Below are 22,943 nucleotides of genomic sequence, written 5' to 3'. Positions count from 1 at the left end.
TTGTGTTAGTGCTTTCATTTTTTGCCCTTTATTGGTTTGTTAGTTTTTTAAATAGGTCAGAGGTTAGAATCTGATTTCAAGTTTGATGATCCAGATAACACCATCCGCACCCGATACTGACTCAACTTGGTTTGTATTTAGCTCTTTCATTTTAAACCCTTAATATTTTTATCTTTTGATTAAATAAACTTTCAACAATTAAAATCGAATTTCGATTTTGATGATCCAGATAACACCATCAGCGCCCGATACTGACTCAACTTGGTTTGTATTTAGCTCTTTCATTTTAAACCCTCAATATTTCTATATTTTAATTAAATAAACTTTCAACAATTAGAATCGAACTTCGATTTTAATTAGCCATATAACACCACCAGACACGGCGTCTAATTCTTTTTTTGTTAGTTCTTTCATGTTTACTATTCTTCCTGATTTTCCCTTGGAGGGCTTTTCTCACCCCTAGGTCACATTCAACCCAACCAACCTATTACCTTGATAAGTAATAAATTAAAGGCAAATTGTCTCAAATGGGTTACGAACCATTCCACCTGACACTTTTTTTACATCTTTCTTGTTTAGCTTCTTCATATTTAATTCCTTATTGTGGTTGTTTAATTATCAAAAAGTCATCTAGAATTCCAACGCCACCAGATACTTTCAACACATCATCATGATTCATTTTTTTCATCATCATCACTTCATCTATCGAATTAAACATTTAAATTCTGGGTCAGACTTAAAACACCCACCATTTACTTTTAAAATATCTTTTAAATCTAAATCTTTCATAACAATCCCTTATGTAAATTGAATCTATTCCGTACTATAAAAATCAAGAGTGGAACTAATAATTAAATAAATTTCTTATTACTAATCAGCGCGTTGATATTATTATTGAATTAATAATATTTGGCTGGATATTGAAATCACATCAAATTAAATACAAATCGTTCTATCGAAATTAACTCGGTTTGAGCCACCGTTAACTTTTTTCACTTGTACGTGAGTCAGTTGTTTCATTGTTATTTCCCTATGCCAAAGCTTCTAATCTTGGTTTTTCCTGCGTGATATCACTGAGGATCTGACCTTTTTCACTCAATTTTATGACCCTATCGTGCATCTCGATGGTCTCTTTGCGGTGAGCTATCGAAATTCGAGTGATACCCATTTCTTTGATGACGTTGTTAATGTGTTTTTCGTTTTCTGCATCCAGACTGCTTGTTGCTTCATCTAAAAACAGTATTTTTGGTTGCTTGTATAAGGCTCTCGCTAATAGGATTCGTTGCTTTTGCCCACCTGAAAGCGTGCTACCTAAATCCCCTATCAAGGTTTGAAATCCTAAGGGCATCTTCATGATCTCTTGCCCAATGGCGGCTAAACTTGCTGCTCTTCCTACTTGCTCTAGATTTGGTGACTTATCAAACATAGTAATGTTGTCCAGTATCGTGCCACTGAGTAATTGGTCGTCCTGCATCACTGTTGCGATGTCGTCTCGATAAGCGGCTAACCCCATGTGCTGCAAAGGAATATCATCGACCAATACTTTGCCTTTTGTCGGCTGATCCAATCCTGTAAGTATTCTCATTAGTGTGGACTTACCGCATCCTGAGTTTCCGGTGAGCACCACGGATTCACCTGGTTGTATTTCTAAGTCAAAGCCATCAATCACATCGTCATCGTTAGGGCTGTATCTGAATGCGATATTCTCTAGCTTAATACCACCTTTAATCGGTTCTAATTTGGCACGTTCGCTGTGTACATGTTCTTCTTTTTTCGCTATCACAATGTCGGTAACTCGTGACAAGTGAAGTTTTAACATTCTGAATTCGAACCACTTTTCTACTAGTGAACGTGACTGGTCTGAAAACATTTGTCGGTAGTTTAAGAAGGCATACAACATACCGATGGTCATTGCATGGTCCATCACTAACATGCTGCCTATCCATATAATCAGTACATGCTCTACACCTGTGATAAATAGGTCTGCCGATTTATGGATAATGCCCAGTCGCTCGCTTCTTACCGAAGCATTCATTTGGTCTGCGTATCGGTTTTGCCACCCTGATACTCGCTCCGCTTCATGACCAAAACATTTAACAGTCTGTATCGCTCGAATACTTTCTAAAAAGTATGAATCCTCTTTTGCTTGGTTTATCAGCTTGTTGCGTACTGCACGTCGTATCGGTCTGAAGAGCAAGGTTCTCAGTGCAACGTAAGCCACCAGCATAATCATGACCACATTGGCTAATGATGCGTTGTAGTAGTACATGATCCCTATGGCAGTCAGCATCATCACGCCATCAATAAAGGCTTCCACAAACCCGGTAGAGAGCATTCGATTGACTTCATCTAACGATGAGAATCGGCTTGTAATGTCTCCAATGTGTCGCTTCGCAAAAAAGTCTGCTGGTAATCGAATAAGGTGCGTAAACAAGTTATTGCTGAGCTGGTAATTCAGTTGCGTCGCGACAAACGTGACCACCCAGCTTCGTAGTGCAAATGTGATTGCCCTAAATAGGTGTAAGCTCACAAACGCAATACCAAGTACCATCAATAAGTCGCTATCTCCGGTGGTAATAACCTCATCTATCGTTAGCTGGATAAAATAAGGGGTTAACAAAGCAAATATCTGAATAAAGGCCGTTAGCGCTAAAATTTGTGTAATGGATGGCAGCAACCCTTGAATTCTTGACCACAAGTGGCGGATGCCTAATTCCGTTGTTTCATTAACTTCTTCGAATTCTTCTGCTGGCATAAACTCCAGCGCAACACCGGTAAATTGTTCTGATACCTGCTCCAGCGACACCTTTTGCTCACCAAGCGCAGGGTCATGAATGATGCAGTGTTTTTTACCTACAGATTTCAACACCACATAGTGATCGAAGTTCCAGTGCAGCAGCGCAGGCAGCTTCAGTTCGGTTAGATGCTCCATGTCCAATTGGAGAGGTCTTGTACTCAATTTCAATGTTGAGGCGATATCTATCAGTACATTGAGACCCGTTCCTTTCTGCGACAGAGGGAAGCGCTGTCGCAATGTATCGATGTCTGTTTTGTATCCGTGATACGTGGCAATCATCGCGATACAGGTTAATCCACACTCCGCTACTTCACTTTGGTAATAGACGGGCAATTTGTTTTTGAATGAAAAATTCAGATTACTTAAAAAACTCATATCTCAAATTGCTCCTTTGCGTACCGAATTGGTTCCAATAACCATGTCATGATAGGCATGGACTTCCCTTTGATATCGATGATTGCTTGCATGCCTACTGTTAGGTCATGACGAATCGATCCATCCACAATGCTTTGCTGCGGCAAACTCACTAATAGCCTGTAGCTTGCTGCTTTTGCCGAATCTTTATCGACACTTGCCGTATCCGCGATGTAGCTGACTACACCGGTTAATGTTCCGTATTTTTGGTAAGGGAAAGCCGATAACTTCACTTGTACTTCTTGCCCGACTTCCACCATTTTTAAGCTGTTTGAAGACACTTGCATTTCGACGTGCAGTTCACTCTCTTCTGGCACAATGGTCATCGCCAGTGTGTCGAGTTCAATACGTTCACCGGGTCTGACGGCGACAGAGCGTACCCTGCCAGACACTTTGGCAATTAACGTTTCACCTTTACTGCTCAGGTTTTCTATTTCCGAATGCTCTAGCTGATCGATTTTTTGTTCTAAGTTCGCTATTTCAGTTTTACGCTGACGCTCCAATAGTTCGTGTTCTACGTTCAGCGCTAATAATTCTTGCTTGGCAATATCCAATTGCGATAGCTGATCATCTCTCTCTATATTGAGTGTTGAGAGTAAGACTTCTTGTTGAAGTAATACGTCTTCAGATATATATTTATCTTTATATAGTGTATTTAATTTATTGTATTTCTTACTTTCTATTCTTATTTTGTTATTTATATTTTTAAGCCGATTTCCATTGCGGGATATCGTTGAATTCTGCATTTTCTTTTTATTATCAATCAACGACATTTTAGATTGGTAAATATCATTGGTTGTCTGAATCTGGTGATTCAGTGTCGTTATCATTTGTTTTGTCAGGGCTCTTAATTGGTGGCTACTCGCCTCACCTGTTTCGACATAGCGCTCATAGCTAATCGTTGCCAGCGGCTGCCCTTTTTTGACTAACTGCCCCTCCTCTATGTACACCTCACTCAAGTACCCGTTCGATGTTGAGTACACCTCACTTAGCCCATTTTCAGGGAGTAAATACCCCGTCGCCTGAGCCTTTGGAGAGTAAGAACCAAAACTAATAAATAGCACCACAAAGGTAACAATTAAGGCGATGAGCAACGTAACCCACCAATGTGACAAATGCGTATTTATAATGACTTTGCCATCCAGCCTTTTAAAATAGGCGTCTTTGGCTTTTTTTCTGAATAACGATTCTTCAGACATACTCCCTCCGGCTCAACGTTTGGCTATTCCACTACGCGGTTTTTTAAGAACAGACGCGAGTCCGATCGACTGTTCTTACCTGGGTAGTGACTGGCTGACTTAATGCAATTCGCATTGTCCATAGCTTCACCTTTACTCTGTGGTTTCACCAAAATCACACACAACCCATTGGCTACCACCAGAAACGGCGTTCAACATTTTTAGATCAAGGACTTTCATTATTTTCTCTCCCAAGGGTTCATAACACAGCCACCTTCAACAATGGCGCCATTTACTTTTTTCGTTGTTTCTTTTTTAATTACTTTCATTTTATTTCCTTATTAAAACAGTTTTGGCTTTTTAGTTGGGAATGGAAAACAGCCACCAATCATATATGCGCCTGTTACTTCATTTAATTCTTTTAAATTAATTTCTTTCATTTGAATTCCTTCTTTACTTGTTTTCCTTAAGTGTTTTCATTCTATAAAAATCAGAAAAAATAAAAACTCTCAAATCTTATAGTCCTATTTCTAGTAGCTATTATATTTGGTAGGTATATATACCCAAGTGACCTCAAGGTACTTAGTTCAGCGAGCTTTAACTGGCTTTTAGACAAGGCACCGATTTGAAGATCTAGTGGTTCTAAATCAAGAATCGATAACGCAGTATGAAAGCCAGTTAAACTCGCCCTTGGGAGCCCATATTCTGCTTCACTTCATCGTCTAAGAACTTGGAAAGGACTCGTCATTCCGCTGCGTTCTTTTCCTTGAATTGAAACAGAATATGAGGCTCTGAATCCTGCACCTTGAGGTCATTTGGGTATATACCTAAATATTTGGTTCAGTGACTTCTCTACCTAGGAATAGAGAACTGGATTTCAGGCATAAAAAGAGAGGCTGGGAACACCAGCCTCTTTTAACAAGTTAGATTGCCACTATCACACAGAGGACAACCGATAAAGCTCGTGGTTCTCTTCTAAGTCAATAGCAGCCTGTTTGTCCCTATTCAGTGCGTTAGCGCTCTCGTTCATAAGGACAACCCAACCAGGCGATGTAAATAAGTCGACTGTTTTCGACACCTTAGATTGCGGGGCAATCCCCCATACCGAATCAAAGTAAGAATCCAGCTTAGACAGCTGCTCCTTGCCATTCACATCTTCTACTTTTCCCTCTTCAGTACTAATAAAGAACTGAACCAAAGCTTTCTTATGGAATGTCGGTGGTTGGGACGTTCTTTCCTTAAAGCGAGAGCGATTGGTAAACGCATCTACCGTGAGATCTAACTGTGACACTGAAGAGAAATTCTGCACGGTTCTCGGGGTGTACCCACCATGAATCCGCGCCCCCACTTCTATCAGAACAGGACCATCAGGAGAAAGCATAATCTCACTGTGAGCAGGACCAACCGTAATACCTAATGCATCCAATACACCTTGATTGTATTCGATGATTTCTTGCAATGACTCGTCTTCTGGATGTAGAAACTCCATTTCTCGATACACCACATCCGAACCATTCGCTTGGCATTTATGATAACGGCACAGGTTGGTGACAAAACTTTTTCCATCACACGATACCGTATCGACAACGTATTCCGACCCATGGATAAATTCTTGCACCAATACCGCTTGATTGAGCTGCATGAACATGTCTTCAGAGTGAAGAATACTGTCGAATGCCTTTCTAGCCTCATCCAAATTCGAGCACTTACTGACACCTTCAGAACCTGCCGAAGCCAAAGGCTTAATAATAAACTCTTGAATATTGTTCGATTTAAGCCAAGGCTCTATTTCATCAAACTGAGACGTTTTTAGCTGTTTGATCGCTCGAATGCCTTGCTTCGCAATGGCTTCCTGCATCTCAAATTTGTCTCGGCGAGCCAAGGAAAGCGCAAAATCGTTACTGGAAAGAGCTAAATGATGCGTGAGTAGATCCGCTTTTTGCACCCCACTTTCAGCTCCAGCAAGTACAGCCACGGGAGCGTACTCTTTTAGGAAATGGGCGCACGACTCCACATCGTTAAATACGGTTTCAGCCACAAAATCCTGTGCGTGAAACGAGCCTGCATAGTTTGATGGGATCGTCTCTTGGCTGTGCACCGCAATACAATCAAAACCAGCAGCGTTGAAATCTCGTGGCAGTAAACAAGCGCTAGAGTATGGGTCGACAATTACGACGTAATCTTTATTCATGGTGAACTCCTTTCCTTTCTTTTTCCACCAAAGTATTGATGGCGTCCGCATCCAATCGTCCGAGCCTTAACGACTCTTCTTTCGCTTCGCATATCGAAATCTGCATATGGTATCCCTCACTACTTGGCGCTTTGCAGCGGCTCTTCTTTTGGCTGATTCACGGCTCTTTTCTGCTTTAAATAGATGCCAATCACCACAAAAATAATGGCGGAGCTGGTGCCTATCAGCGATTCCATCGAAAAGGTAAGTCTTGAATTAAACATCTGAATGAAGAGGTAAATAATCGGCGCAGCGACTAACGAGAAACTCACGATTAACGGATCCGACTTCTTGATACCCAGTTGTAAGCAATACAACGGAATAATGTTTCCGATCACCGCTATCATCAAGATTTCCCAATAAAAGGTAGTGGCGGTATAGACCAAAACGGGTTTATCACTCAACACAAAAGCTATGCCGATAAGCAAAAGAAATCGCTTCGACATGATTTGGCCAGGTGTCACCCCTTTCTGATTTAAAGATTTGGATGCCAACGTGTTAAGCGCCATGGAAACACCACACACAAAGGACATCACCACACCCAATATCGCATCATCACGATCAATGTGTCCCATCGCAGAGTTACCACTGAAGGTCGAATTAATCATGAATATCATGCTCGCCATTACGCCTAATGCAGTGACCATTTGCGGTGCACTCAGCTTATCGGTCTTAAGAATAAAGACCGTAATTAGAATCGTAACTAATGGTCCAATTGAGTTGGCTAACGCACTGGAAATGGCAGGCTCAATGTATTTAAGCGCTATAAAGAAGCCAAGCCAGCTACCCGCTGTGGTGAGGTTCACCCCTATCCAATCTTTCCATCGAGTTTCAACCAATGGCTTCTTACTGATCGATTGAGCCACGTAAAAATACAAGCTGACGAGGAGAAAAGTCAGGATCAGCGTTGAAAAGACATCGGCTTTTTGCAGCATGCCCGATAAATAAACCGCCTGAACACCCGACAGAATATTGAAAGAGAAGATCAGCAAAATACCCTGATTTTCGGTGTTTTTTGTCGCAGAGTAATCACTCATACACATCATTCCTTGATTGAGTCGCGAGGTGAGATATACGTTTGGCAATGGATGGAAAAAGCTTAAATCCCATGCCGCTCCAACCGGTGGCAAAAAGGACATTTTTGTACTTGGATTTCGCCCCTAAGTACCCTGTTTTTCCGTAGGTATAACCATCAAATCCGACTCTCGCGCCTAAAGCGTTAAGAGCGTCTTTTTGAATATTCAACGCTTGCGAGACGGTTTCTTTGGTTAGATTGGTGTGGGTGATGTCTTTACGCCTTGGCGATTCCACATCAATATCCCACTCGCTGGTCGCTGTACCGACTAACCAGGTATCACCACCAATAGGGCGCATGTAGACATCTGGATCCCCCACAATGAGCGCAGGATGCTCGGAGGGCAAAGGTTGTGAGCGCATGAATTCCGCTTGAATGGCTTTAGGGCGCTGAACGTCGGTTAAGTCGAACGCATCTCCTGCCAAGGAATTCCATGCTCCCGTGCAAACAATCAGCCCATTAGTCAGTATGACCTGATCGCTTGTCGTCAGTTGAAACCCATCAAAACCATGGGTATCAATCGACTGTACTTGAGTTGACTCAAAGAGCTCGACGCCATTTTTTTGTGCTTCATTGGAAAGCCATAAGGTTGATTTGAGGGGATCGGCATAGCCACTTACTGGCTCCCAGACAACGTAATCCGCATCCAACCGCTTAGGGAGAATCTTCCGAAGTTCTTCTGGCAATGACTTTACTTGTTTCAAATAGATAGGGTGCTCACGCGTACTCGTCGTTCGCACCCATTCTGAAATGGTCGCAAGGCTCTCAGTCGTTGGCACAAAGAGCGTGCCAATTTCGTCAAACCCTGTCTCTTCTTTGTGTTGAAGAAAAAATGGCAGGCTTTCCTTGGCCATCTCTGTGATGTGATCTTCACTGTGAATCACACGAACAAAACCACCGGAATAAAGCGTCGCGCCACTGCCCACTCGGTTTTGTTCAATCAGAGCAACACTGAAATTCGATTGCAGTGACAATTCACGCGCAATGGCACAGCCGATCACACCCGCCCCAATAATGACCCAATCAAATTGTCGTTGGTTGGTGCTCATCACTGCTCCTTAATGGTCAAGTGATGCCAAGTCGACAACGTGTTATCCCCATATTCATTAAAGCGAAACGAGGATGCAGAACACCGTAAGCGATCAGCCATGTCCAAATTGCTGACATCGGAATCGTCATACAGAATGTCTAAAACGGCTTCCACCCCATGACGAATATAGAACTCAAAGCCGTTATCCAGCTTCATCACTTCTATGGAATAGGGTGGAGTTAATAAGGTCTCAAACTCTTCAATATCGCAATCGTCGCAGCCCACAACCCGTCCGGTAAAGGCATGTCGGTTTAAATGGTTCAACATATTCGCACATGAGAAATGCGTGCCGGCTAGAAACACGTTATCGAAATCAAAAGCGGTTTGTTCATACAAGTTTTCTTGATGAATCACTCGATATCCATAAGTACTCGCGAGCACCGTCGCCAACCCTTCGGCATAAGGAGAACCATCCGATACCACCATGTGCGAACCACTTTGGGCATCCAATAATTCTGCAACCACTTCGCATTGTTTGGTGTTGCTGGCGCACAGTCGAAAACGGTAGCGGCTCGGCTGCTTGGTGAGGTCATCACCGGTTGAAGCAGGCAGCACAAACACAATGCCAGCGTTCTCATATTGATCTTTCACGGTTGCTGCACATGCGCTGTTGAAATGCCCGATGACCGCAGTCACCCCTTCTTCAATCAGCGCTTTTGCAACCGCATCCGCAACATACGGTAAAGCTTGGTCATCCATATAAACAAACTCTATCCCTTCCGATATCGATTGTGTGGATGTAGCTTTTGTAGATATAGGATGAGCAGACAGTGCCGCGTTCGCCGCCGACGTCAACAAGTCACCATACGCGGAGCGTGGTCCGGTTAATGGTCCTACAATTGCAATTTTCTTATCCGCCATCGCGCGCGCCCTCCAAGCTAGGAAACCATTCACGTTTAACAGGTTGGATTTTTGCACCTTCATCCGCAAACGAAGGGTTATCTGCCCAAACAGGTGAACCCGATAAACCAATGGCACACCACAGTTTTTGAGCAAATTCTGGAGCAATCGGTGAAAGCACTGTCGCTATGGTTTTTAGCCCTGCGACTTTTATCGCTACCGATGTACGAAGCGTGTCGTAAAACACGTCACTTTCTTTTAAGTGCGTATCCAGTGTCATCAAACGAGCCAAACTGCGGAACATATTATCCGCGCCTTGCATGACACTACTGGTCGAAAAGCTCGCACTGTTGAAATGGTTGTAAGCGGCATCGAGCTCATGGCTCATTTGATTGAAGAACAACTGGTGATCTGAGCTCCAGCCACCTGGATTTGGAATATTCCCGTCAAACTGAACCGAAACTTCGCTTAAAATGTCGTTAATCGTACTTTGCCATGACCCAAGTAAAGTCTGTTCATACCAGCGCTCGAAGCCTTTGCTCTCAAAGTTGGTTTGGCTGGTCTCTGGGCGAACCAGAGCCAAATACAATCTCACCGCTTCTTTGTCATGGCTTTCAAGTAGGTCTTTTGCCCAAATAAGGTGATTTCGGCTGGTCGAAAACTTGGAACCATCAAGTAGCAAAAACTCATTCGTTACGAACTTGTCTGCCAATTTAGGTGTATCGTTTAGTGCCATGAGTAACGCTGGGAAAAGGACAGCGTGGTACCAGCTGTTATCAAAACCAAAGAACTGCGCTAACGATGTTCCGTCATCAACCCACTGATGATACGGACGTGCTTGATCAGAACCATCAAACACTTGAGCCGAGCCAATCAAGTAGCCCACGACCATTTCAGCCCATACATAAATAATCTGGTCTTCAAACCCTATCACCGGAACCGGGACGCCCCAGCTTGATTGGTGAGTGATGGGAATATCCGGCAACCCATCTTCGAGCATTTGATGAACCAACATGGAAATATGTGGCGTCATCTCAACACGCGAGTAATATTCCTTAAGTCGACTTTCAAATCGAGATAGCGGGAATACAAATTGTTTAACGGTGCCTTGTTTAGGATCTTGCCCCGTTAGTTTCGTTTTTGGGTTTTTAAGATCGGTGACATTATTTGGTCTTCCACACTGCTCACAAGCATTGCCATCAGAGCCCGAACCACAGTAAGAACATTGCCCACTCACCCACGCCTCGTGCAGGTAATTGCCGTAATCTGCACAAAAGAGCGCATCCGACTCTTTTAAAACCAGCTGATCCCTATCGAGCAGCGTTTGGAAAAAGGTCTGAACCTGTTGGTTGTAGTTCTCAATATTGGCAGGGTGGTAGTAAGCGTCTGGCGTTACACCTGCTTTACCCAAGGTTTGATGAATTTGTTCACCAAAACTCTTATCCACTTGTTGAGGTGAAATGTCCGACTTCACGGCTTTGAGCTCAACATAGGTTTGATTGGTATCAACACCTGTTAGGTAATGCCCTTCGGCATCATTCATGGTTAAGAATCGCTTATAAATATCGGCGGCTAAAAATGGTCCCGATAGGTGCCCGACATGCAAATCACCATTAGGTGTCGGTGGCGTTGCTGTAACCAAGTGCTTTGCAGGCAGCCTTCTTTGAGTCTTTGGTAATTTCGTTAAGTCTTCCCACCACGTCGCCTCAAATACCAACTCCGACAAACGAGACGTATTGGTGACGTAATGTGAGTCAAACGCATCCAAATACACAATTTCACCGGCTTCTACTTCAACAGTATGTGAGCCAGATGTGACCGTACCTTTGCCTTCTAAAATTCGAAAAACTTCAAACTCATGATGGTTATGGGGCGTAGACGATTCACCCGCACTTAATCGGCAAACCATCGAACCAAAAGGCGTTTTTGCAGGAAAGGAATCCACGGGAAACAGCTTCGTACAGCTCAACCCGTAGGCTCGGAATTCTTCCGTTAATTTTACTTTTTTCATAATACTCACAGATCTCCAATGAACAGACAGACAATCATTACGCCGCTTTAATGTTGTAATTCGGTTTGGCGCTATTTATTTCGTTCATAATGTCCATTGCTCTTTCTGGCAGAATCGAGAGCAAGGTGTCACTAAGACCGTGGCTGTGTTCATTGTTGCCAATCATAAAGATGCCAGCATGGCATTTATCCGACGTTTTCACTTGGTATTGGCGAGTGAGCTTTGGTCGACCTAATTCATCTTTTTCAAACCAATCAAACAACTTTTGAGTGAGATCTAGGTTATTTCTATCGTGGTAGCCTGTTGCCAAAAATACCCCGTGATAAGGCACCTCAGTTTGCTCTTTGGTGTTGGTATCTTCAAAATAAGCCGTGCCAACATGGTACATATTTGGCGTGTGTTTAATTTCTTTTAACTCTTGGAAGTTATTTAATTTAAATCGCTCGTCACCCGAAACACTCATATCGTATTTCATTTGATACAGCTCTCGAATTAATGGTGGATCGATACAAGAATAATTGGTGTCTTTGTATTTATTGATGATGCGCTGTTTGTCATTCGCTTCCAGTTTGTAAAAATCATCAATCGTGCTGTAGGCAAAGATTTCATTTACAAATTCACTGCTATCGGCTGGCTTATACGCATATTCTCGGATCGTCGAATTAACGGTCGCATTTGGGTAATGATTGAGTAGGTGCTTGGTAATCTCTGCCGCGCTTTGACCGGAACCTACAACAAGAAACTCCCATGGAAACGATGTGTCTGAGAATTTGTTCTCCAAACTTGGTAAGAATTGCGAGGAATGATAGGCATTTTGACTGGCGCTAGCATGAATACCTTCTGGCAATTTTGGCACTAAACCCGATGAAGTAATGATATTTTTCGCTTGGTATCGTGCTTTCTTTCCTTCAGCATTAACCGTGTGAACGTTGATATAACTCACTTCGTCATTACCATTCACCACAGGGGTGATATCCACCACCTTCTCACCGTAATTCACGTAACCTTTAAGCTGATTTGCTGCCCATTTTAAGTAATCGCGATATTCATGACGTGTCGGATAGAACTCTTGCAAGTTAACAAAGCTTTCCAGTCTTCCACATTCATCAAGGTAATTTAAGAAAGTAAACTTGCTGGTTGGTGAACGCATTGTCGCTAAGTCTTTGTGATAAGAAATTTGCATTCTTGCACCCTCAATTAACATGCCTGGATGCCAATCAAATTCGGACTTACTTTCAATAAATAAATGGGTTGACTGATCATCAAGCCCTTGCTCTTCAATCGTTGCGGCAATTGCCAAGTTAGCCGGGCCAAAACCTATACCAATAACGTCATAAATCATTTTATTATTCCTTTATATTACTTCCTGAAATTACGCTTTAATTATTTCTCTAATCCGAGAAAAATAATTAAAAGTGTATTTGTTTTTATTTTCCTAAAATAATTTTTAGATACTTGGTTATATTTATCTCAATTAAATTAACCGTTGAAAGTATCGCGATGAAGACAAGAGACTAGGTCTCATCTTGCTTAAGTTGATGGCCATATTTTCAAAAGTGATGCCTTTTTCTTTAATGGCAGAAATGCATTTTGGATTGCTCGCTTGATCGCACACCACCAGCTTTGTCGGGTTCAGATCCAAAACTTTGATGAACTCTTCCCACTCATCATCCGAAGGATAACGATTGACGTATACCGAAAAAGAATCCAACTGCACCACATTCAAATGGGCGACTGTGTTTTTCCATGCATATTGCCCCCAAAACTCACCGGCGTAGCGTCCATTCTCTGTTAACACAACCGCCATGGGGTTGGGTTTGTTTAAAGGTAAGCCTTCTAAAACCTTGGTGTGGTTTAGGATGTAAATGTCTTGCATACGCAGCCCAGATGTTCAATTTGTTACATCTTCGTCTATTTTTTCGACATTGGTAACTATCGAAAATGATAGGTACCAACTAACAGATTAGGTAGCTGTGCAAATACGCGATGCGCAGTACGATAAATGCACAACGGTTAATCAGGGACGAATACAATGACTGCGCTACTTTCACACTACCAAACATCATGTTCGAGCACGCAAGCCGCTAATATGCCAACAGCAAACCGTAGTGAGCTGTTTCGTTTTAGAACGTCTGTCTTTTCTGCGAGACTGAAATGGGATGTGAAAGTGGATAAAACAGGTCAGGAGATGGATGAGTATGACCAGTTGAACCCAATCTACGTTAACTCGAAAGATGCCCAAGACAACATCAATGGTTGCTTGCGTTTATTGCCTTGTTCAGGTTTCTACATGCTGCGCGATACCTTCCCGCAGTTGCTTCAAGGTGAAGCGGCACCGACAAATGATAAAGTTTGGGAGATCAGCCGTTTTGGTGTAGATACTTCAGATAGAAACCATAACTCTCAAGGCATCAGTAAAGTCACGTTTGATTTGTTACTGCAGGCGGGAGAGCTCGCGATAAAAGGCGGGGCAACACAGTTTGTTTTTGTAACGACAGCATCTATTGAGCGCTACCTTCGGAAAATGAACGTAAAGACATCTCGCTTTGGTCTGGGTAAATCAGTCGACTTAGGGGGTTCACGTTCAGTGGCACTGAAAATTGAATTGAATGAAGAGTACTTTGCCAACTTGCGCAACCAACTAGAGCTTTAGCCCCTACGGTAAAAAAGGAAAGTCGGTCATGGCTTTCCTCCCTTTCAATATTGGAAAATAAACTCTTCACTCTACCCAAGGAAAAATGTTTCATTTCATCAAATCAGCGCCTTAGGCTAGCGATTTCCGGTAGACTATCGCCAATTTCCTTTACGCTGTATATACCCATGAAAATATCTTTACCTTTGGCTGTGATGGCCTCTTCTTTGGTTACCTTTCAAGCCCAAGCAAAAAATGAAGCGTTAGAAACGTATGGTGACATCGCGCAAATCGGAATACCGCTTACTGCGGCTATGATTTCTTGGTACAAAGAGGACACGGAAGGGCTCATTCAGCTTACTGAAGGTGCACTGTACAATGCACTTGCAACCCATTCTATTAAATTTGCTGTCAATGCTGAGCGCCCCAATGGCGGTGGTCACTCTTTTCCTTCTGGGCACACCTCTGCTGCCACCCAAGGTGCCGCGTATTTACAATTCCGATATGGCTCCGCTTATGGCATTCCAGCATACGGCGCGGCGGCGTTAGTTGGGTACTCAAGAGTCGATGCCAATCATCACTATTGGCGAGATGTTATTGCGGGTATGGCATTGGCGACAGGTGTTCAGTATGCCGTGACAGAGCTAGGATACTCCATCACGGTTCTACCTTACTTCACGGAAGAGGAAAGCGGTTTTACGGCGCAAGTGCGCTTTTAAGGCTGGATGCACAACACATTCAACAATGACGAACCTTTCAACTGGGTGACTTTACCACTGGTAAAGAACCCTTGTTGGCTAATCCCCCAATAAGGCAAATGCAATGGCCATTTCGAGCGAGATAGTTCATTAGAATCCAATATGCCTTTCCACTCTTTTTGCGTGGCTAAACGCATGCCCAGTAATCCACAAACCTCGGTTGCTGAGTCATAATCCATGCGGTTCCATGGCTTATCGCTTTCCATATAGAAATGTTCGTAATCACGAATAAATGGAATGGCGTAAGTTTTGTCGCCTAGCTTCGCCTGTCTTCTTACAATGATGTCCATTTCCGACGCTTTAGCAGCCGTTGACTGTGGAGGCGTTGCGAGAACGACTGCTTCAGGAACTGGAGCTGGTGTAGAAACAGGTGCAGGTGTCGATACCTGAGCAACAGGTTTCGAAGGCGGAACCGGTTCTGGTTTAACGGGCGCCGGTTTTATAGGTGTTGGTTTTGCAGGTACAACCGTCGACTCATTTCTAATTTCTCGGATGAACGCATCACTGTATTTTGGGATTTTACGCACTTGTCGCCATTCTTTTAACGCCATGGCGTAATCGTCGTATGGACCGATCAAACAGCGGTACTCCTTACCATAACGCATCATCCAAACGTCTGTGGATATTGATTGATAGAGTTTTTTGGCATGCCTTAGTGGCAAAGGCTTGTCTAAGATTCCGCACTGGATCCAGAACAACTCAGCACTTCGCGAAGGACCACGTTTTCCCCAAAGCCCCTCCCCGATTGGGCATTCAGCCTTAAGGATGGGTAACTCGTTTGTAGAAGCCTGAGTGGCATCACACAAGTATTCGTCGGCCTGAGCAGGTTTAGTCGCACTTACCATTACAAGCAGTAAGCCAGCCAATACTGTTACCGTTTTTACTGTCGGTTTTGTGTCCATAAACTTACTCCACACATTGCCCCCAATAACCATGTAATGCAAAGAAAGGTGAATGCAAAAAAAGAGCCCGCTTTACGCCGGCTCTTAAGTTTATGAATATTTCCGATTGGAAATCAATGGTATTGGATCACCCTTTATAGATTTTCGGGTTAAATACATCTCGTAACCAATCACCAAGCAAGTTGATAACCAGAACCAATGTAACCAGTACCAATCCTGGGAATGCAGTAATCCACCAAGCACCTGAGAATATGTAGTCAAATCCGATACTAATCAGCGCTCCTAATGATGGCTGATCGACAGGTAGGCCCAATCCTAGGAAAGAAAGTGCCGCCTCTGACATGATGGCGTTTGCCACCTGTACCGTTGAGATAACCAAAATAGGTGACAAGCAGTTTGGAAGAATGTGACGGAACATGATTCTTGGGGACTTAAAACCCATGACTCGTGCTGCTTCAACATATTCTTTCTTCTTTTCCGCCAGTACCGATGCACGAATCGTACGCGCATACTGCGGCCATTCAGCCACACCGATAATGACCACCAACATCACCACAGCATATTGGGCGTAAAAATCGCTACCAAAGCTGGCTTTGAAGATGGCGGAAACAATGATTGCCACCATCATGGTTGAGAACGACAACTGCACATCAGCAAAACGCATTAAGAAGCTATCAACGCGTCCACCAAAATAACCCGCAGATAGACCAATAATGATGCCCAAGAAAAGCTGTAAGCCAACCGCAAGGAAACCGATAGTCAATGAAAGGCGCGAGCCATACAAAATAGTCGAAAAAATATCACGACCTTGCTCATCGGTGCCTAAAACAAAGCGTTCATCGCCGTCTTCCATCCACGATGGAGGCAGCTCTGAATCCATGATATCAATCGATGACAAATCATAGGGATCCGATGGCGCAATCAATGGTGCAGCTAAAGCCATGACCAAAAACAACATAAATACGGCAAAACTGAACATCGCGACTTTGTCTCTACGGAAGTAGTACAAAAAGTCCGAGTTTTTAAATCGCTCCCAACGAGAAGGAACAGCAGTAGAAGTAGTCATGATTATGCTCCCTTTCCAGTTAGGTCTACCGTTGGGTTGATGATGCCGTACAGCAAATCAACAATGGTGTTCGTTACCACGAAAATCAGCCCAACAAAAATCACGTATGCCGTGATAAGTGGCGTATCTACGCGGTTAATCGCTTCTAGGAAAAGGAAGCCAGTACCTGGCCATTGGAAAACCGTTTCGGTAAGAATGGTATAGGCCACCATAGTACCGATTTGAACACCACCTACCGTCAGTACCGGTAACATAGTGTTTTTCAATGCGTGCTGATAATAAATTTTGTTCAGCGCTAGCCCTTTTGCTTTACCAAACTTAATGTACTCAGAACTCAGTACTTCTAACATTTCTGAGCGAACTAAGCGGATAAAGAGTGGCAACATAATAGAAGACAAAGCCACACATGGCAGAATCAAGTGCGCCAATCCATCGAGGGTAAAGTAACCGGAATCCCAGCCTAACCAGTTTGCTGTCTCGCCCCGCCCATAAGACGGTAGCCACCCCAATTCGATTGAGAAGACATACATCAGCATGATCGCGGTTAGGAAAACGGGTACCGAAATACCAATACTACTTCCAGCCATCACGACTTTAGTGAAAAAACTCTTTGGATGTATTGCTGAATAAACCCCTAACGGGATCGAACAGAAGATAATGATCAGCGTAGCGCCGAACACCAGCTCTAGCGTCGCGACCAATTTATCTAAAATGACCTCGACCGCAGGGCGCTTAAAGAAATAAGACGTGCCTAAATCGCCTTGTAGCGCATTGCCGACGAAGCGTGAATATTTTGTAATGAAGGGATCGTTTAACCCTAACTCATCACGCAAGGCTTGTCGCTCTGATTCCGAAACGGATTGACCGACCAGTTCCCGTAACGGGTCGCCAAGGTTATCCTGAATGGCAAACGCCACCAAACTGATCACAAACATCACTATCAGTGCCTGAAACAGGCGCTTGACGAGAAACGTAAACATTCCTTGCCCCTTAACTTTCCATGACTTTCATGTAATACCCTTCAGCCTCAAAAGTGGCACTAGGCTCGGCTGAAAGAAAAAGCCAAGCACCAAAATAGACGAATCTATTTAAAATTCACCGACTGTTGGTTGTTCTAATGATACGCCAGACAAGCAAGCGCTTATCTGGCGTAAGTGGTGAAGATTCCGCTTATTTAACAACCAAGTCGCCAAAGTAAGGGAAGTTCATACCATTAACGATAGGACCAATTTCCACATTGCCTTTCGCAGCCCATGAAGGGTCCTGCCAATGTAGAGGAACGAACGCTGCGTCGTTGTAAAGGATTTCCTCTACTTGCTTCAGCATCGCGTTACGCTTAGTCAAATCGGTTTCTTTGTTCGCTTCGTTAACCAGCTTATCAACTTCAGCATTACCGTAGTGACCACAGTTGTACTGACCTTTACCCGTATCAGCATTACGCGTCATCGCTAGGAACTCTGTAAAGTTCGCGGAATCTTCCGTATCTGGGTGCCAGCCAATCATTAGCATGTCCGCTGCACACTTATCAAACTCAGGCCAGTACTGCGCTTTAGGCATGGTTTTCAGGTCAACTTTGATACCGATTTTAGAAAGCATCGCAGCCGTTGCTTGAGCGATTTTGTCATCGTTCACGTAACGGTTGTTCGGTGCCATCATAGAAAGATTGAAGCCTTTTTCGTAGCCTGCTTCTTTCATTAGCTGTTTTGCTTTTTTCAGGTCATAACGAGGCTTAAGATCGTCATTGAAGCCCGCGTAGCCTACTGGGCTTTGCTGAGCAGCAGCCGTTGCTGCACCTTTCATAACTTTCTTAGTGATACCTTCGTTGTTGATTGCATACACAATCGCCTGACGAACACGAGCATCCTTAAGCGCAGGGTTGCTGTTTTGGTTCATTTGGAAAGTGATGATACGTGTACCCGGCATTGTGTACAGATCAACTTCTTTTGCTTTCTGAATACGCTTGTAGTCATTTGGTGCAACAGGCGCAATCATGTCTACATCGCCAGAAAGAAGAGCTGCAACACGCGTCGCGTCTTCTTTGATTGGAACAAGAGTCAGCTTATCAACGTTACCTGGAGAAGACTTATCCCAGTAGCCGTCAAAACGTTCAAACTCAACCTTCACACCTTGTTCGCGTGAAGTGATAACGAACGGACCAGTACCAGAAAGGTTGGCTGACGCATAAGAGTTACCGTGCTTAACCAGTTCCGCTTTGTCTTTACCTTCAGAGGTTTTGCCTGAGTAGAACTTGCTGTCCATTGGGAAAATGTAAGTCGCTACGTTTTCGACTAGTGGGTAAGTACCATCGGTTTTGATTTCAACTGTGTAGTCATCCACTTTTGTCAAAGACACAAGCGGTGCAAAAATACCTTTAAAGTCAGGAGAAGACTTCAAACGGTCAAACGTCCATACCACATCGTCCGCAGTCAATTCGTTGCCAGAGTGGAACTTCACACCTTTACGAAGGTTGAAGCGCATGGTTTCGTTATCAACACGATCCCAAGACTCAGCTAGACGCGGCTCAAATTCCATCTTTTGTGAAAAACGCACCAAAGGATCGAACACCATGTGAGACAATTGCATCGTACCACCAGACAGCTGCTCATGCGGATCCAGTGATACTGGGTCGGCATCATAAGCAACGGTAATGTCTGCCGCAGCAACACTGAAACTTAAGCCTGCAGCCATTAGGGCCATTGCTAACTTAGTCTTTATGGTTTTCATTGCATAACTCCTTATGCGGGAATCCAAATCCCTATTTGTTGTTGTCTGTGTTGTGTTTTGCATTTTCATTAACCCGCTAAGCGGATTTAATGTCTTCTCGTAAGCCTGTGAACTCAGGCATCAAAGATATCAATTGCTTACTGTACTCATGCTGCGGATCATTAAAGAGCTGTTCCGTTGGAGCGACTTCGAGCAAAGTACCCATTTGCATTACACCAATTCGATCACACATTTGACGGATTACCGGCAAATCATGACTGATAAATAGCATAGTCAAATTTAGTTCATCTTGAAGATCTTTGAGGAGGTTGAGAATCTGTGCCTGTACCGATACATCCAGTGCAGAAGTGGGTTCATCACAAATAAGCAATCGAGGGCGTGTCGCCAATGCTCGAGCGATGGAAATTCGTTGTCTTTGCCCACCAGAAAATTCATGTGGGTATTTCACGCCAGCCATTTTACCAAGGCCAACATGTTCAAGGAGGTCTTCTACAATTTGCTTCGTTTCTTGCTCATTTCGTGTCAACTTATGGAAACGAATTGGCTCTGCAATGATGTCGAAGATTTTCATCCTTGGGTTCATTGAAGTGTATGGATTTTGGAAGACCATTTGCATCTGACGACGCAGCGGGCGGCGCTCGTTTTCAGATTTCAGAGAGGTTAAGTCAATGCCTTCAAATGTGACCTTACCAGAGTTCGGCGCATACAAGCCCGCGATAACACGTGCAATAGTCGATTTACCAGAACCCGATTCGCCCACAAGACCAAACGTTTCCCCTTCAAATACTTCAAAGCTAACATTGTTAGATGCTTGCACGTATTCGCGGCGACTTTCAAAGAAAGAGTCTTTGGTAACAAATCGTAGGTTAACGTTCTCAACATTCAGTAGCGGACCTGTATAGTCACGGTGGTCTTGGCTTTGACCTAACCAGTGATTTTTTACATCCAATGGTTCCATCTCGTGCGCTTCTTCGATGTAGCTCACCAAAGGAAAGCGATCCAGCTTCACATCAGAGCGGGGAACCGCAGAAATCAAACTGCGTGTGTAAGAATGGTCAGGGTCACCAAGGACTTTCGATGTCTTCCCAAACTCGACCAAATCACCACGGTACATAACCGCAACTCGATCCGTCACGTTAGACACCACACCCATATCGTGTGTAACCAACATACAGCCTACATTTTTCTCAACGCAAAGATCGCGGATAAGGCTAAGTATTTGGTCTTGGATAGAAACGTCTAACGCGGTGGTTGGTTCATCAGCAATGATCAAATCAGGTTCACCAGCCAAAGCAATTGCGATAACAACACGTTGACGCATACCGCCTGAGAATTGGTGAGGGTATTGCTTTAAGCGGTTTTCAGGTTGAGGGATACCGACTTGTTTCATCAGAGACAACGAGCGCTCATACGCTTCTGCATCTGACACATTCATGTTGGCATGAATGGTTTCCTTCAGTTGTTGTTCAACCGTAAATAAAGGATTAAGTGAGGTCATAGGATCTTGGAAAATAAATCCAATTTTAGATCCGCGCACGCTGCGCATTTGCTCAGGGCTTAGCCCCGAGACTTTTTCCCCATCAAGGAATACATCACCACTGGCAATCAAACCAGGAGGGCTAAGTAGGTCAATAACGGCATTACCTACAGTAGACTTACCTGCACCAGATTCGCCCACAACGCCCACAATTTCGCCTCTCTCTATATTAAAAGAAAGCGATTTGACGGCGGCATGAACCCCATGTCGTGACGGGTATTCGATTCGAAGGTTTTTAACTTCTAATAGTGACATCACCAGACCTCTACTGCTATGGCAGTTTTCTGCCCTGTCTGTAAGTTGATTCCATTCTTCATCCGGCTTTATATCCGGCTTTTAACAGGCGAATAATTTGGCAAATAATTCACACAAAAGCAACAAACAAAGCATAAATGTGCGTTAAGCACCGCTTGGAAAGCAGAATTAATGCATAATAATGCAAAAAAATAAACTAACAATTCCAAACAAGGAGCCGTAAAAAATAGAATTATCATTTGTATTTCATGGGAGTATGCTAATACATCGACAATAAACATGCGAATTAACAAGATATTCTCAATTCACATTTAAGAATTTTTATTCGCCTACAGTTTTAACAAATAAAAAACAAAACCTATATAATTAAGATTGTATGGAATTAAATACCATACAAAAGCCAAATATCACGAATATAATATTGCAATGAAAGCAAGTGTTAGGATTATAATCCTAATCAGTTTTTAAGCTTTAAAAATAAAAAGTATTTATCATTGCTTGAGAACTTATTTTCAGCAAATAAAACTAGTTAGAAAGCGTTTGTACTCATAATTTAAGTTAGAGAACCCATTTTTCAGTAAGAACCTAGGTTCATTTCAGTAGTACATTGATGTTTAATGAAAAATAAGTATGGTCTATTTTGAAGTGATGGCACTCCTATACCTTTATTTCATCATTTCTGATCATAATGAAGGATAAAGAGAGACCAAGGCGACAGAGCTTCCTGCGGGCTAATATCTCATCCTTTAACCCAATACGCTCAGATTTGATTTCGCTGAAATGCAAAAAAGCCTCGTTATTTCTAACGAGGCTTTCTAATAGTGGTCGGTGAAGAGGGATACGATTGGACTGGCATTCCAGCCCACGACCTTGTGCTATACAGCTTGGAACCATTAAAACGAAGAAAGCCTCGTCATTTCTGACGAGGCTTCTAATAATGGTCGGTGAAGAGGGATTCGAACCCCCGACCCTCTGGTCCCAAACCAGATGCGCTACCAAGCTGCGCTATTCACCGACAAATTTCGTTTTGATTTCAAAACTGGGAACCCTAAAGGCTACCAAATCAATGGGGTGGCTAACGAGATTCGAACTCGCGACCACCGGAATCACAATCCAGGGCTCTACCAACTGAGCTATAGCCACCACTAATTTTTTACATAGCTGTTAACAACAACTATTGAAATAGTGGTCGGTGAAGAGGGATTCGAACCCCCGACCCTCTGGTCCCAAACCAGATGCGCTACCAAGCTGCGCTATTCACCGACGATACTCCAAAGGAGCGTTTTGTTTCGAACTTAATCAAAACTGGAAACCTTCATCTATTACTAGGTTTGGTTACCGAAATAATGGGGTGGCTAACGAGATTCGAACTCGCGACCACCGGAATCACAATCCAGGGCTCTACCAACTGAGCTATAGCCACCACTATTTTGC

Annotated in this window: 17 protein-coding genes and 4 tRNA genes; 2 read left to right on the top strand and 19 right to left on the bottom strand. The window is 43.4% G+C overall.

Features of this window, described 5'->3' with window-relative positions; genetic code table 11:
• Positions 1-333: 333 nt before the first annotated feature.
• The 10 genes from VPNCDNU1_RS29375 to VPNCDNU1_RS28015 all read right to left on the bottom strand — a co-directional run bounded on the left by VPNCDNU1_RS29375 (position 334) and on the right by VPNCDNU1_RS28015 (position 13,511).
• A complete protein-coding gene (locus tag VPNCDNU1_RS29375; protein WP_104403433.1) occupies positions 334-414 on the bottom strand; it encodes a bacteriocin in 81 nt (26 codons plus the stop codon).
• 616 nt (positions 415-1,030) lie between these two features.
• Complete coding sequence (locus VPNCDNU1_RS28055) at positions 1,031-3,172, bottom strand: peptidase domain-containing ABC transporter (protein ID WP_104403432.1); 2,142 nt, start codon at positions 3,170-3,172, stop codon at positions 1,031-1,033.
• Positions 3,169-4,410 carry an HlyD family secretion protein gene (locus VPNCDNU1_RS28050; RefSeq protein ID WP_104403431.1) on the bottom strand — a complete coding sequence of 414 codons (1,242 nt, stop codon included), beginning with the start codon at positions 4,408-4,410 and terminating at the stop codon, positions 3,169-3,171. The genes VPNCDNU1_RS28055 and VPNCDNU1_RS28050 overlap by 4 nt, the downstream gene beginning before the upstream one ends.
• A gap of 916 nt (positions 4,411-5,326) precedes the next feature.
• Positions 5,327-6,580, bottom strand: a complete 1,254-nt coding sequence (locus VPNCDNU1_RS28045; RefSeq protein WP_167404911.1) for an ATP-grasp domain-containing protein — start codon at positions 6,578-6,580, stop codon at positions 5,327-5,329.
• Positions 6,581-6,699: 119 nt separating this feature from the next.
• Positions 6,700-7,656 carry a DMT family transporter gene (locus tag VPNCDNU1_RS28040; protein ID WP_167404910.1) on the bottom strand — a complete coding sequence of 319 codons (957 nt, stop codon included), beginning with the start codon at positions 7,654-7,656 and terminating at the stop codon, positions 6,700-6,702.
• On the bottom strand, positions 7,649-8,743 hold the full coding sequence (locus VPNCDNU1_RS28035) for an NAD(P)/FAD-dependent oxidoreductase (RefSeq protein WP_104403428.1): 1,095 nt from the start codon (positions 8,741-8,743) through the stop codon (positions 7,649-7,651). Before VPNCDNU1_RS28035 ends, VPNCDNU1_RS28040 begins: the two co-directional genes overlap by 8 nt.
• Entirely contained in the window at positions 8,743-9,645 is a 903-nt protein-coding gene (locus VPNCDNU1_RS28030) for an ABC transporter substrate-binding protein (RefSeq protein ID WP_167404909.1), read from the bottom strand. The genes VPNCDNU1_RS28035 and VPNCDNU1_RS28030 overlap by 1 nt, the downstream gene beginning before the upstream one ends.
• Complete coding sequence (locus VPNCDNU1_RS28025) at positions 9,635-11,635, bottom strand: class I tRNA ligase family protein (protein ID WP_104403426.1); 2,001 nt, start codon at positions 11,633-11,635, stop codon at positions 9,635-9,637. The genes VPNCDNU1_RS28030 and VPNCDNU1_RS28025 overlap by 11 nt, the downstream gene beginning before the upstream one ends.
• A 37-nt stretch (positions 11,636-11,672) precedes the next feature.
• Entirely contained in the window at positions 11,673-12,977 is a 1,305-nt protein-coding gene (locus tag VPNCDNU1_RS28020; RefSeq protein ID WP_104403425.1) for a lysine N(6)-hydroxylase/L-ornithine N(5)-oxygenase family protein, read from the bottom strand.
• A gap of 132 nt (positions 12,978-13,109) precedes the next feature.
• Positions 13,110-13,511, bottom strand: coding sequence for a hypothetical protein (locus VPNCDNU1_RS28015; protein WP_104403424.1), 402 nt, complete (start codon positions 13,509-13,511; stop codon positions 13,110-13,112).
• A 156-nt stretch (positions 13,512-13,667) separates the two neighbouring features.
• Between VPNCDNU1_RS28015 and VPNCDNU1_RS28010 the strand changes: the two genes are divergently transcribed.
• Positions 13,668-14,288: an acyl-homoserine-lactone synthase gene (locus VPNCDNU1_RS28010; protein WP_104403423.1), complete on the top strand. Its 621-nt coding sequence runs from the start codon at positions 13,668-13,670 to the stop codon at positions 14,286-14,288.
• A gap of 167 nt (positions 14,289-14,455) precedes the next feature.
• Positions 14,456-14,986 carry a phosphatase PAP2 family protein gene (locus VPNCDNU1_RS28005; RefSeq protein ID WP_167404908.1) on the top strand — a complete coding sequence of 177 codons (531 nt, stop codon included), beginning with the start codon at positions 14,456-14,458 and terminating at the stop codon, positions 14,984-14,986.
• Here VPNCDNU1_RS28005 and VPNCDNU1_RS28000 read toward each other — a convergent pair.
• From VPNCDNU1_RS28000 to VPNCDNU1_RS27960, 9 genes are all read right to left on the bottom strand, one after another.
• Positions 14,983-15,927 (bottom strand): SPOR domain-containing protein, encoded by a 945-nt coding sequence (locus tag VPNCDNU1_RS28000; RefSeq protein ID WP_104403422.1) that lies wholly within the window; start codon positions 15,925-15,927, stop codon positions 14,983-14,985. The two genes, VPNCDNU1_RS28005 and VPNCDNU1_RS28000, sit on opposite strands and share 4 nt — an antisense overlap.
• A gap of 127 nt (positions 15,928-16,054) precedes the next feature.
• The gene (locus VPNCDNU1_RS27995; RefSeq protein WP_101114929.1) at positions 16,055-16,993 is read right to left on the bottom strand and encodes an ABC transporter permease; all 939 of its coding nucleotides are present in this window, start codon (positions 16,991-16,993) and stop codon (positions 16,055-16,057) included.
• 2 nt (positions 16,994-16,995) lie between these two features.
• On the bottom strand, positions 16,996-17,973 hold the full coding sequence (locus VPNCDNU1_RS27990) for an ABC transporter permease (RefSeq protein ID WP_101114931.1): 978 nt from the start codon (positions 17,971-17,973) through the stop codon (positions 16,996-16,998).
• Between the two features lie 190 nt (positions 17,974-18,163).
• Positions 18,164-19,717 (bottom strand): ABC transporter substrate-binding protein, encoded by a 1,554-nt coding sequence (locus tag VPNCDNU1_RS27985; protein ID WP_104403421.1) that lies wholly within the window; start codon positions 19,715-19,717, stop codon positions 18,164-18,166.
• A gap of 76 nt (positions 19,718-19,793) precedes the next feature.
• Complete coding sequence (locus VPNCDNU1_RS27980; protein ID WP_104403420.1) at positions 19,794-21,509, bottom strand: dipeptide ABC transporter ATP-binding protein; 1,716 nt, start codon at positions 21,507-21,509, stop codon at positions 19,794-19,796.
• Positions 21,510-22,447: 938 nt separating this feature from the next.
• Positions 22,448-22,524, bottom strand: a tRNA-Pro gene (locus tag VPNCDNU1_RS27975).
• Between the two features lie 52 nt (positions 22,525-22,576).
• A tRNA-His gene (locus tag VPNCDNU1_RS27970) sits at positions 22,577-22,652 on the bottom strand.
• Positions 22,653-22,695: 43 nt separating this feature from the next.
• Positions 22,696-22,772 (bottom strand) — tRNA-Pro (locus VPNCDNU1_RS27965).
• Positions 22,773-22,856: 84 nt separating this feature from the next.
• Positions 22,857-22,932 (bottom strand) — tRNA-His (locus VPNCDNU1_RS27960).
• Positions 22,933-22,943 lie beyond the last annotated feature (11 nt).

This window comes from Vibrio penaeicida, assembly GCF_002933855.1.
Taxonomy (GTDB): Bacteria; Pseudomonadota; Gammaproteobacteria; order Enterobacterales; family Vibrionaceae; genus Vibrio; species Vibrio penaeicida_A.
The sequence above is the reverse complement of the archived record's forward strand: the minus strand, read 5'-3'. Positions and strand labels throughout refer to the sequence as shown.